The organism is Aeromonas sp. s7(2024) (genome assembly GCF_040907825.1).
GTDB lineage: Bacteria > Pseudomonadota > Gammaproteobacteria > Enterobacterales > Aeromonadaceae > Aeromonas > Aeromonas veronii.
The window spans coordinates 40,066-52,520 of the sequence record NZ_JBFOCM010000012.1 but is presented as its reverse complement, the minus strand read 5'-3'; the positions used below and the strand labels follow the sequence as shown (position 1 = coordinate 52,520).

At 59.8% G+C, this 12,455-nt stretch carries 9 protein-coding genes and 1 tRNA gene; 2 read left to right on the top strand and 8 right to left on the bottom strand.

The window, feature by feature from the left end:
• Positions 1–52: 52 nt before the first annotated feature.
• A complete protein-coding gene (locus AB5Y73_RS03635) occupies positions 53–1,849 on the bottom strand; it encodes a M3 family oligoendopeptidase (RefSeq protein ID WP_181497205.1) in 1,797 nt (598 codons plus the stop codon).
• Between the two features lie 123 nt (positions 1,850–1,972).
• Positions 1,973–2,893, bottom strand: a complete 921-nt coding sequence (locus tag AB5Y73_RS03630; protein ID WP_181497204.1) for a DUF808 domain-containing protein — start codon at positions 2,891–2,893, stop codon at positions 1,973–1,975.
• A 251-nt stretch (positions 2,894–3,144) separates the two neighbouring features.
• Here AB5Y73_RS03630 and AB5Y73_RS03625 point away from each other — a divergent pair, with 251 nt between their 5' ends.
• A complete protein-coding gene (locus AB5Y73_RS03625) occupies positions 3,145–3,747 on the top strand; it encodes a DUF924 family protein (protein ID WP_181497203.1) in 603 nt (200 codons plus the stop codon).
• A gap of 63 nt (positions 3,748–3,810) precedes the next feature.
• Here AB5Y73_RS03625 and AB5Y73_RS03620 read toward each other — a convergent pair whose 3' ends face one another.
• From AB5Y73_RS03620 to AB5Y73_RS03600, 5 genes are all read right to left on the bottom strand, one after another.
• Positions 3,811–5,430, bottom strand: a complete 1,620-nt coding sequence (locus AB5Y73_RS03620) for a methyl-accepting chemotaxis protein (protein WP_181497202.1) — start codon at positions 5,428–5,430, stop codon at positions 3,811–3,813.
• A 104-nt stretch (positions 5,431–5,534) separates the two neighbouring features.
• Positions 5,535–6,794, bottom strand: a complete 1,260-nt coding sequence (locus tag AB5Y73_RS03615) for a dicarboxylate/amino acid:cation symporter (RefSeq protein ID WP_005334018.1) — start codon at positions 6,792–6,794, stop codon at positions 5,535–5,537.
• A 204-nt stretch (positions 6,795–6,998) separates the two neighbouring features.
• Entirely contained in the window at positions 6,999–7,430 is a 432-nt protein-coding gene (locus AB5Y73_RS03610; RefSeq protein WP_181497729.1) for a hypothetical protein, read from the bottom strand.
• A 216-nt stretch (positions 7,431–7,646) separates the two neighbouring features.
• Positions 7,647–7,723 (bottom strand) — tRNA-Pro (locus AB5Y73_RS03605).
• Positions 7,724–7,835: 112 nt separating this feature from the next.
• A complete protein-coding gene (locus AB5Y73_RS03600) occupies positions 7,836–9,179 on the bottom strand; it encodes a dihydroorotase (protein ID WP_042053202.1) in 1,344 nt (447 codons plus the stop codon).
• Positions 9,180–9,259: 80 nt separating this feature from the next.
• Here AB5Y73_RS03600 and AB5Y73_RS03595 point away from each other — a divergent pair, with 80 nt between their 5' ends.
• Complete coding sequence (locus AB5Y73_RS03595) at positions 9,260–10,135, top strand: 6-carboxytetrahydropterin synthase (protein ID WP_181363521.1); 876 nt, start codon at positions 9,260–9,262, stop codon at positions 10,133–10,135.
• A 71-nt stretch (positions 10,136–10,206) separates the two neighbouring features.
• On the opposite strand, the gene AB5Y73_RS03590 is transcribed toward AB5Y73_RS03595, so the two are convergent.
• On the bottom strand, positions 10,207–12,219 hold the full coding sequence (locus AB5Y73_RS03590; RefSeq protein ID WP_058060065.1) for a methyl-accepting chemotaxis protein: 2,013 nt from the start codon (positions 12,217–12,219) through the stop codon (positions 10,207–10,209).
• Positions 12,220–12,455: the final 236 nt, after the last annotated feature.

The following is a 12,455-nucleotide window of genomic DNA, read 5'->3' as shown; positions in this document are numbered from 1 at the left end:
CCGGACAGAGAGACTGTCCGGGGGCCTGTTGTTCATATCACCGCTGACCCAATCAGGCAGGCAACTGTGCGAAGCGTTCTATCGCCTGCGCTACTTGTGCCAGACTCCCCTGCCAGAAGGCGGCCTCACGGATATCCTGCCCCAGATGCTTGGCTACCAGATCTTCGGCGCTCATCCGGCCGGTATCGCGCAACAAGGCGCGATACGCCTCGGCAATGCCCTCTTCCCCCGCCGCCTTGCGGCTCATCAACTGCTGATAGACCCCGAGGCTGAACAGATAACCGAACAGATAGGGGTAGTTGTAAAAGCCCAGCCCCGCGATGGAGAAGTGCGCCTTGGCCGCCCAGAACATGGGGTGATAGCGGGTCAGGCTCCCCTCATACCAGCGTCCCCACGCCTCGTCGGTCAACGCCTTGAGGCGGGCCGGCGCAACATAACCCTGCGCCCGCTCAGCCACCAAGGCCCGCTCGAAATCGAAGCGAGCCGGGATATTGACCAGGAAGGTGGCCGCGCCGTCGGCCTCGGCCCAAGTGATGGCCAGCTGCTCTTCCGGGCTTTGCGCCAGCTCGAACAGGGCGCTGCGCACCAGGGTTTCGGCGAAGATGGAGGCGGTCTCCGCCAGCGTCATGGGGTAGCTGCGCTGACTCATCGGCAGATCCCGGATCACCCAGTTGTGCCAGGCATGACCCAGTTCATGGGCCAGGGTGATGACGTTATCCATGGTGCCGGCATAGGTAACAAAGACCCGCGGTTCGACCGGTTCGGCAAACTTGGTGCAGTAGGCGCCGGTGCGGCGATTTGGCGTGGGCGCAGCATCAATCCACCCCTTCTCGGCCATCATGCGGGTAAATGCCCCCATCTCGGGATCGAATCGGCTAAAGGCATCGGCAATCAGCGCGATCGCCTCATCAAAAGGAATGTCACGGCTGCTGGAAGCTGGCGGCGGTGCAAAGAGATCCTCCGGCCCCAGATCGTCGAGACCAAGGCGCTCGGCCATCAGCTCCAGCGCCCGCTGACCAAGGGTTCGGGCCTGCCAGGTCTCGCTCATCAGGGCATCGAGGGTGGCGCGCTCGATATGGCTCTGGTGGCAGGAGAGATCCAGCGCATCGAGCAACCGGGTGTTTCCACGCTGACGGGCCAGCTCCAGCCGCCAGCCGTTGAGGGCATTGAGGATAGCGGCAACCGTCTCCTGCTCCCCTTCCCAACCGGCGCTGATGGCATCAAAGGCTTCTAAACGCAGCGCACGCACCGGACTGGAGAGCAGATTGCTCGCCTCGGCCAGCCCCATCTCGCGGCCATCAATGGTCAAGCGGATCTTGCCCACCAGATCGTTGTAGAGGTTGCCCCAGGCGTGCAGGCCATCGGTACCCAGACCGATCACCAGTTGCTCCGCCTCCACCGGCAAGCGCTGATCCTGCAAGCGACGCTCATGGCGCAGGCGGTACGCCTCTTCACCGAGCAGCGGATCACTCATCAGCGCGGCGAATTTCTCTTCCGGCAACGCCAGCATCAGATCTTCCACCGGCGCCAGGGTCTTGAACAGATCGGCGTTAAGGGCGCGGGCACGGGACGCCAGTTGTTTGGCCTGCGGATCCCGCGCATCCTGACTGCCGCAGCACGCGGCCAGAATGGCGACGTTCCAGCCGATATGGCGAATATCGCGGGCGCGCAGCCGCACTTCCCGCAAGAAATCCTGTAGCGCAGCGTCATCGGCGCGCACCCCATCCAGGCCTGCCATATAGCTGGCCAGCTCTTCCAGCGCGTGGCGGGCGGCGCGCATGTCCGCTTCCAGCTCGGTGCTGTCGAGGCCCGGGTAGATATGGTCGTTATTCCACTGTTGTTGATACATAGCTTCTCGCAAAGGCCTTTATCGGGAGGCGCAGCAGACCTGCGGGCAGCAAGTCAGAGACCGAGCGTCCCGCTGGCCAAAAAATGAAGAGATGAAAAAAGAGACAATGGCCCGCAAGCTCGCTTATACCTTGGCCGGGGCAAGACGGCTCACCAGCGTCATCACGGCAACCAGCAGCAGACCCGCCACCACACCGGCCACGGCGTTGAGCAGCGTCGGCGTCACCGCCGCCAGTACGGCCCCTACTGTGGGCAGGGTGGCGACAACAGCGGCTGCGCCTTCAATCAGGTGATGGGCAAAGGGCCAGCCATGCACCAGAATGCCGCCGCCCACCATGAACATGGCGATGGTGCCGACCAGTGCCAGCAGGTGCATCAGACGAGGAGCCGTCACCAACAGTCCCTGCCCCACCGCGCGGCGCAGGGCGCTGCCATCGGGCTTTTGCAGCAGATGCAGACCGATGTCATCGAGCTTGACGATCAGCCCCACCAACCCGTAGACCCCGATGGTCATCAGCAGGGCGATGCCCGCCACTACCGAGAGCTGCAGCGCGAGGCTTGCTCCCTGTACCGTGCCAAGGGCGATGACGATGATCTCGGCCGACAGAATAAAATCGGTGCGGATCGCTCCCTTCACCTTCTGCTGCTCAAACGCCACCAGATCATCAGGAATAGGAGCTGTGTGTGCCTCATCCTCGCTCACTTCATGAGGCAGGAACTTGTGGGCCAGCTTCTCGGCCCCCTCAAAGCAGAGGTAGGCGCCCCCCAGCATCAAGAGCGGGGTGATGAGCCAGGGCACCAGGGCACTGATGGCGATGGCGGCGGGCACCAGAATCAACTTGTTGCGAAATGAGCCCTTGGCCACCGCCCACACCACCGGCAGCTCCCGCTCGGCACGCACTCCGGAGACCTGCTCCGCATTGAGGGCAAGATCGTCCCCCAACACCCCGGCGGTCTTCTTCGCCGCCATCTTGGTCATCAGCGCCACGTCATCGAGCACGCTGGCGATATCGTCGAGCAGGGCCAACAAACTGGTTCCGGCCATATCAGAGATTCCTTATATCAGTGAGAACAACCCCGGGAGAGAGGTGTACGTCCCGATAACCACCAGGGTCAACAGGACCACCTCATGGCGATCGCAGGCCATCATCGGCCGAGCCAAGAATCCGGCGCTCACCATCGGGGGTTACTTCTTTCGGGCAAAAGATGGCACAGTGTAACGAGAAGCTACCATTTCGGCAGCACCCCGGAGCCATTTGTTATTGGCCCTCCTCAACACACCAGCAAGGAGTCCCCATGCAGCCCTGGCAACCTCTGCTCGATTTCTGGTTTGGCGACCCGGCCGACGACGCCCTGCGTGCCAAACGACAAGCCCCGCTCTGGTGGGGCAAAAGTCGCGAGACCGATGCCCTCCTGGCCCGGCGCTTTGGCATGCAGGCAGAGGCGGCCGCCAACGGGGAGCTGGCCGACTGGGCGGATCTGCCCCACGGCAGACTGGCGCTGATCCTGCTACTCGACCAGTTGCCGCGCAATATCCATCGCGGTACCCCCACCGCCTTTGTCCGGGATCCGCTGGCCCGGGATCTCTGCCTGAAAGGGCTATCCATCGGGGCGGACAAATCCCTCTCGCCACTGGAGCGGGTCTTCTTCTATCTGCCGCTGGAGCATGCCGAATCCCGCGAACAACAAGCCCGAAGTGTGGCCCTGTTCGAGGCACTGGCTGCCGAGCAGGCTTGCACACCGGCGCAAGCAACCTTCGCGGGCTTTGCCGACTTTGCCCGTCGTCATCAGGTGATCATCGAACGCTTTGGCCGCTTCCCCCACCGCAACGACATTCTGGGTCGCACCAGCACACCGGAAGAGGCGGCATTTTTGCTGCAACCCGGTTCGGGCTTCTAAGCAAGCCATATAAAAAATCCCCGCCAGCTGGCGGGGATAGCAGATGGATAACAACCGTCGGCGTTACTGAATGCGGTAGCGGGATATCTGCTGGTGGATGCTCTCGGTGGTGACATTGAGCTCCTCGGCGGCGGCTGAGGTCTCTTCCGCTGTGCTGCTGGTTTGCTGCACGACCTGAGCAATCTGCTCCACCTGATGAGCGATCGACTCGGCGGCCGAACTCTGCTCGCGGATGGCATTGGTGATCTCGCCCACCTGCTCCATCACCCGGTGCGACGCACTGCGGATCTCGGCAATAATGGCGCCACTTTCTGTCGCCATGGTGACCCCTTGACTCACCTTCTCCTCCACCAGATGCATGCGGGAGACCGTATTGTTCGACTCCTGCTGGATCGCCTCTACGGTGGCGGAGATCTCCTGGGTGGATTGGGCTGTGCGCTCGGCTAGTTTGCGCACCTCATCCGCCACCACCGCAAAGCCACGGCCGGACTCCCCGGCCCTCGCCGCTTCAATGGCCGCGTTCAAGGCCAGCAAGTTGGTCTGCCCCGCCACATCACGGATCACGTTGACCACACCGCCAATGCGCGAAATGCCCTCACCCAGCGCAATGACCTCGGCCGAGGCCTGCCGGATCGAGTCGGCGATCTCGTTGATGGCATGAACGGTGCGCTCGATGGTCCGGCCCCCTTCGGTCGCCAGTTGCCCCGACTCGTTGGTGATGCGGCTCGTCTCCTGAGTGCGCTGGGAGATATCGGTGATGCTGACCGTCATCTCTTCCACACCGGCGGCAATCAGACTGGTAGCATCATTGGCCTGACTGGCCGAGCTGGCCAGGTGTTGCGCTGCCTGAGAGAGAGATTCGGCAGTGCTCTTGATCTGCAAGCTGCCGACGGAAAATTCGGTAAATGTCTGCTGCAGCGTATCGAGCAGCCGGTTGACCGCATTGAGGGTCAGGCCAATCTCATCCTGCTGTTTCACATCCGCTCTCAGGGTAAAGTTGAGGTCATGCTGGATCCGGGTCAGGGTATCCATGGCGGTGCGAAGGGGATTGGCCACCTGATTGAACAACCAGACAAACAGCCCCATCGTCAGTACGGTGGCACCACCGGCGATAAACAACAGGGTTTGCAGGCTGTTGTCGTAGTTCTCCTGGCCCTGCTTCTTGATCGCCAGTCCCAAATCCATATTGAAGTTGACGTGAAGCTCGATTGCCTTGGCAAACTGCTCAAACAGTCTAGAGGCCTCCGTCGCCAGCTCGTCTCTTGCTTCATCGTTCTTGTTTTGGCTGGAGAGCTGCAGCACCTTGTCTATCTCCTGATAATATTGCGCGATAATGCGTTGATCATCATCGGTCAGGCGCCGATCTTCATCATTGGAGAGCATCTCGGCTTTATATTTTTCCAGCAGCGAACTGATCTGTTTACGCTTATCGGCGATGTCCGTTTCGATCTGCTGCATCTTGCTATTGTCAGTGTTGAGGATATGAGTCTGTACATGCGAATGCAGCTCATAGAAATCGGCCTGTACTTCCTTAATCAGCGAAATACTGGGCACCGTATTATCCGTCACATAGCTCAAATCACGGTTGCCTGCCCCAAGGCGATTGATACTGAACCAACTGAGAAAGATGAGCGTCAGCATCACCAACAGGGCAATCAGTTGAAGTCGACGAGCAATATTCATAACCGTACACTCCAGATGGAAACTATCTAGCAGTGTAGACGAGCCATAAACAACAACGGCCCGCATTGGCGGGCCATTGTTGTTTATTTTTCATGGCGTTGTGATCAGGCCTTGGCTGGCTCACTCTCGCCCAGCGCGACGGTTTCACCCAGACTGTCTTCGGTCTTGGCGACCACACTGGCGGCGATGGCGTTGCCCAGCACGTTGGTGGCAGAGCGGCCCATGTCGAGGAAGTGGTCGATCCCCAGCAGCAGCAGGATGCCCGCTTCCGGAATATGGAACTGGTTCAGGGTGGCGGCAATCACCACCAGAGAGGCGCGCGGTACCCCGGCCATCCCCTTGGAGGTGACCATCAGCAGCAGCAGCATGGTGATCTGCTGGGCCATAGAGAGCTCGATGCCATACGCCTGAGCGATGAACATCACCGCGAAGGTGCAGTACATCATGGAGCCATCGAGGTTGAAGGAGTAACCCATCGGCAGCACGAAGCTGGCGATGCGCTTGTCACAACCGAACTTCTCCAGACGATCCAGGGTCTTCGGATAGGCCGCTTCAGAACTGGCAGTCGAGAAGGCGAGCAGGATAGGCTCGCGGATCATCGCCAACAGCTTGATGACGCGACCACGCAGGAAGACGCTGCCCATGGCGATCAGCAGCAGCCAGAGGCAGGCCAGCGCGATGTAGAACTGGGCCATAAAGCTGCCGTAGGTGACCAGAATACCCAGCCCCTCTTTGGCCACCATGGCGGCGATGGCACCAAACACCGCGAACGGCGCAAAGTTCATCACATAACCGGTCACTTTCAGCATGATCTCGGCAGCGCTGGCCATCAGCACCACTACCGGCTTGGCCAGATCGCCGAGCGCGGCGGCAGCCAGACCGAAGAAGAGGGAGAAGACCACGATCTGCAGGATCTCGTTGGTGGCCATCGCCTCGACCACGCTCTTGGGGATGGCGTGGGTCACAAAATCTTTCAGGGTAATGGCACCGGCAGCAATACCCGAGCTGGCGGTGTCATTGGGCAGGGATAGTGAAAGACCCACACCCGGCTGCATCAGAGTCACCATCACCAGACCCAGGCTCAGGGACATCAGGGAGGCCAGCATGAACCAGCCGAGGGTCTTGGCACCGATACGACCCACGGTGCGGGTGTCGCCCATCTTGGCGATACCGACCACCAGGGTGGTGAAGACCAGGGGAGCGATGATCATCTTGATCAGGCGCAGGAAGATATCGGTCAGGATCGTGATGTTATTGGCGAAATCCGCAGCCTGATCTGCGGCAAACATCCGATAGCCCTGGCCGGTGAGGATGCCAAACATCATGGAGATGAGGATGGCGACCGTCAGTTTATTCATTTTCATGGGGGAGTCCCGGTTTTGATTGGTGCAAGCCGTAAACAGTGGCGTGGGAGCCACTACAGTCCGTTTTTGTGATCCGAGCCGTTGATTCCTGGCGGCTGGTATGCTGGGAGAATGCCTAAAAGCAGGGGGTAAATCTAGAGGCTTTATCCAGAATTTTATCCTGCCATTAGGTGTATGTGATATGGATCTTGCAAACCATCAATATTAATCACTGTTTATTTTGATTTCGGCGAGATATTTCGCATTTAGAGTTCGCTCATCGAGTGCCCGTGGCAACAGGCGAAAAGTGAGCAGCGCCGAGATGGTATGCTGCACCTGCATCTGGGCCATAAAGAGATCCGGTTCATCCTCGTCAAAGCCGAACATCGGCCGTGATGGGGTCACCCTGACGGCATCGCGGTTAATGGTCAGCTCATCGACCTTGAGCCAGGAGTAACCCTCTGCCAGTGCCAGCTCCCCTGCCCGCTTGAGCACATATTTGCGGGCGGTCTCCCTGTCCACCAGATCGTTGCCGACAAACTCCAGCTGCCATTTGTCCGGGCCAAGCCGGGTCTGGGAGAAACCGGTCTGGCCGTTCCAGAATGACTTTTCACTCTCGTAAGGGGTGGCGCAGCCCACCAGCAGCAGGGTGAGCATCAGCAGACTACAGGGTTTAGATACGGATGCAGACACGAGACGCCTCGCCAGGCAAATGAGCAACAGAGTCGTTACTACACCATAAAGCGCGGTGGCAGCACAATCTGCTCACACCAGCAGCGACCAGCGTGCATCACCACTGGCTTCACGCCTGTGCGGCAAATCGCAGGCAAAAGAAAAGGCCTTGTCGTTTGACAAGGCCTTTACCGGGGAATTTGGTCGGTGTGAGAGGATTCGAACCTCCGACCCTCTACACCCCATGCAGATGCGCTACCTGGCTGCGCTACACACCGACGGAGTCAGCTCGGCTGACGGGGGCAGAGTTTATGGAGATGACCCTGCCCTGTCAACAGGGAAACGCCGCCAATTCCTCGGCCACGGTGCGTTCGCCTGCTTTGCGAACAATCAGCGGTTAAAGGTCAGCCGCTTGCCCAGGATCTGGTCAGTCACCTGCCCGTTTTGCCAGGCGATCTGGCCGTTCACCAGCGTCATCTCCACCGTGCTGTGGAAGCGGTAGCCGTTGAAGGGCGACCAGCCACAGTGGTAGAGGATATTGTCATCGTTGACCACATAGGGCTTGCCCAGATCCAGCAGCACCAGATCGGCGAAGTAGCCCTCGCGGATATAACCGCGATCCTGCACCTGGAAGCGCTCGGCCACCGCATGGGAGGTCTTCTTGACGATAGTCTCCAGGGTAAACACGCCGTTGTGGTAGAGCTCCAGCAGCGCCTGCAAAGAATGCTGCACCAGCGGCACGCCAGACGGCGCCTTGAAGTAGCTGTTCTGCTTCTCTTCCCAGGTGTGGGGCGCGTGGTCGGTGGCGATGATGTCGAGCACATCGTTGCGTACCGCATCCAGCAGTGCCTGCTGGTCGGCGGCACTCTTCACCGCAGGGTTGCACTTGATCAGGCTGCCCTGGGTCTCGTAATCGGCATCATTGAAGAAGAGGTGGTGCACACACACCTCGGCGGTGATGTTCTTGTCCTTCAGCTCGCTCAGGTCATGGCTGGCGGTAAAGAGCGACAGCTCCTTGGCCGAGGTCAAATGCAGCACGTGCAGCTTGGCACCGTATTTTTTCGCCAGCGCCACCGCCATGCTGGAGGATTTGTAGCACGCCTCGTCACTGCGAATGCGGCCATGCTCGCCCATCGGCACATTCTCGCCCCACTTGGCCCGTGCCGCCTCTTCCGCCTTGGCAATGGTCGGGGTGTCTTCGCAGTGGGTCACGATCATCACCGGACTTTCGCGGAAGATGGCCGCCAGGGTCTCCTGATTGTCCACCAGCATGTTGCCGGTCGAGGAGCCCATAAACACCTTGACCCCGCAGGACTGCTTGGGGTCGAGACGCTTGATCTCTTCAAGGTTGTCGTTGGTGGCACCGAGATAGAAGCTGTAGTTGGCGACGGAGGAGTTGGCGGCGATCTGGTATTTGGCTTCGAGGGCGTCGAGGGTGGTAGTCTGGGGATTGACGTTGGGCATTTCCATGAAACTGGTGGTGCCACCGGCGACGGCGGCGCGGGATTCGCTGGCGATAGTCCCCTTGTGGGTCAATCCCGGTTCCCGGAAGTGGACCTGATCATCGATCATTCCGGGGATGAGATGGCGACCTGCGGCATCGATAACCAGCGCATCGGGCGCCTCGATATCCGGGGCGATGCGGGCAATCCGTTCCCCCTCGATCAACACATCGGAGGCATAGATGCGGCCTTCGTTGACCAGGGTGGCATTCTTGATAAGCAGTTTGTTCATGGGGGGTTCCAGTTCCTTTGCCGATAATCGCGGGTCATAATAGCGCAAAACTGCCCTTTCTCTGTAGCAAGGCCTGACTGATGAAGTTATTTGTAAGAGATTTGACCGTGATCGACTCCAGCTACCTGTGCGAACGCCGCGGCATGGTGGGCGAGAGCTGGCTGGTAGATATCGAAATGAGCGGTGAGCTCAACGAAATGAGCATGCTGCTGGACTTTGGCCGGGTAAAGAAGCTGATCAAGTCGATCATCGATGAAGAGGTGGACCACAAGCTGCTGGTGCCGACCGAGTGCCCGCTGATCCACGTCGAGACACTGGATGGTGACGAAAGCACAGTGGATCTGCTGCGCCCGGGTCGCTCCATCCATCTGCGCTGCCCATCCCAGGGCTTTGCCTTTATCCCGGCTCCGCAAGTTGATAAAGAGTCGGTGACCCGCTACCTGCTGGCGGTACTGGCCAAACGGCTGCCGGGCAATATCAAGGATCTCTCCCTGACCCTGCGTCAGGAGGCGATCACCGGTGCCTTCTACCACTACAGCCATGGCCTGAAAAAGCACGATGGCAACTGCCAGCGCATCGCCCATGGCCACCGCTCTCCCATCGAGATCCATGTCGATGGTGAGCGCGACCAGGAGCTTGAGCTCAACTGGGCCGAACGCTGGGGCGATATCTACCTTGGCACAGAGGAGGACAAGGTGGCGCTGACCGAGCTCGCTTTGAGCCCCCGCGCCAATGCCCAGCTTGGCGAGCATCACACCGGCTTCAAATATGTGGCGCCGCAAGGGCTGTTCCAGCTGGCCATCCCCAGCGCCGAAGTGGAGATGATCGACACCGACACCACGGTCGAGCTGCTGGCCTGCTACATCGCCCGCGAAGTGAAGAAGATGGTGGGCGACAAGTTCGTCAAGATTGTCGCCTATGAAGGGGTCGGCAAGGGCGCGATTGCCTACGCCTGATCCCCTTGTCGCTGCCGTAATAAAGAGAAGGCCCCGCATCTGCGGGGCCTTGTTGTTTCAACTCTCGACCATCAGGCGCTGAGGCGGAAGCGCTTGACCAGGCTCTCCTGCTGCTCGGCGAGGGAGTCCAGCTGCTGGCTGGTCTCGGCCACCCGCTCGATCCCCTGGTAGTTGAGATCCGAGATATCGGAGATGCGGTTGAGGTTGGTGGCGATATCGGCGCTGGTCGCCTGCTGCTGCTCGGCGGCAGAGGCGATCTGGCTCGACATGTCGCTGATCAGCACCACAATCCCCTGCACCTCCTCCATGGCGTTGTTGGCGTGAGAACTCTGATCCACGCAGCTGTCCATCTCGCGGGAGCACTCCTGCATCACGGTCACCGCCTTGGCAACTCCCTGCTGCAGGTTTTCGATCATGGTCTGGATCTCGCTGGTGGACTGGGCGGTACGGCCCGCCAGACTGCGCACCTCATCCGCCACCACCGCAAATCCGCGCCCCTGCTCGCCGGCCCGTGCCGCTTCGATGGCGGCGTTGAGGGCCAGCAGGTTGGTCTGCTCGGCGATGCCTCGAATGACATCGAGGATATTGCCGATCTGGCTGCTCATGGCGCTCACATCGCCAATCACCTTGCCGGTCTGTTGCAGTTTGCCCGCCAGTTGATGAGTGGTGGTGATATTGCCTGCCATCACCTTGCGCCCCATCTCGGAGGCCTTCTCCACATCCTGCACCCGCTCCAGGGTCTGGTTGGCAGCCTGCGCCACCTCCCGCACCGAGGCCTCCATCTGGGTCATGGCGGCGGCGACCGAGGCGGTCTCCTGCCGCTGTTTTTCCAGATCCGCCCGCACCGATTCGGTGGTGTGGCGGTTGCCGTGGGCGGCATCGTTAAGCTGGGCAGACGCTTGTGAAAGCTGTGCCAGCACCTCCCCCATCTGGGCAATCAGCAGGTTGATCTGGCTGCCCAGCTGGCCGAATTCGTTCTTACTCTGAAAACCGATTCGCTGGGTCATGTCGCCCTGGGTCACTTCGGTCAGCACCCGCAGCAACTCCCTGAGCGGACGGCGAATGGCCTTGCCCAGGGTATAAGCCACCAGCATGGCGATCAGGATGGCGACTACGATGCTGGTTCCCTGGGTCAGGGTGCTCTGGCTCTGTGTGGCTTTGGCGTGCTGAATGCTTTGACTCATCAGCTGCTGACTCTGGCCGGTGATCCGCTCAAGCTGGTTCTGGATCTCGACGATGAGAGCGCTCGCCTGCTTGCTCTTCTCCCGCATCTGTTCCTGCTGCTTCATCAGCGCCAGATACTGGGAGAGCACGCCTTCGGTTGCGGTGGTGTCGCGCACAAAGCCGTGAACATAGTGGCCCATGTCGTTCTCGAAGTTCTTCAGCTCCCCCTGCAGATCCTTGATGGTGCTGTTGAACCCCTCGATCTGCATCTTGTTGCGCTTGAGCGCCCCTTCGATGGGAGCCGGAATAGTCTGGTTGAGGGCATCCATGGTGGAGAGTTCGATGGCGGATAGCTTGGTGGTCAGGGTCTCGGAGAGCATCTTGATGAAGCTGTCGTCGATGGTGACCATCATGTCACCCAGACTCTTCTTGAACTGGGGCAGACTGACCTGAAACTGCCCCTTGGCCAGATTGACCTTGTGCAGCCGGGTGAGCAGCGCCTCGTGTTCACCGGGCAGGGTATCGGTCAGTTGCAGGTAGCTGTCGACCTGCTGGCTGAGGCTGCTCATCTCCCCTTGCAGTTCGGGGTGGTGGGCGACCTGCTGGCGCAAGACATCAAGGCTCTTGCCCACCGCGGCCTTGGCCTGTTTCAGTTCGGCCACTTCGGCCGGCAGCTGTTTGGGATCCTGCTCGGTGAGCACATCCCCCAGCCACTTGTTGGCGCTGAGCAGGGTGATCTGGGTCTGACTGCTGGCAATCACCAGCGGCATAGACTGCTGGGTAACCTGCTCCAGTGCGTTCCCCAGGGTCTCCTGACTACGAAATGTGAGCAGTGAACTGGCCACCATCACGGCCACCAGGATCGCGAAGCCAAGGTAGACTCGCTGCAAGATGGAGAGATCCGACATTGTTTGTTTCATTATTGTCCCGCTGTATATGCAAAAGTCCCTTGCCTGAGTACCCCGTCCTTTTGATACCCTGCAGACCACCCTGAACAGGCGCTGCAGATGACGTCCCTCTGGCTATCGGTATTTTTAACAATAACTGAAGGGAATGGGACATCAGCTGTGTCAAATGTCGGCTTGTGTCACACTTGGCGTGCTGCTCGCCCCCCTTTCGGGAGCCGCTTGGGGTTCTAGTTCAATTTTCTGTTTCA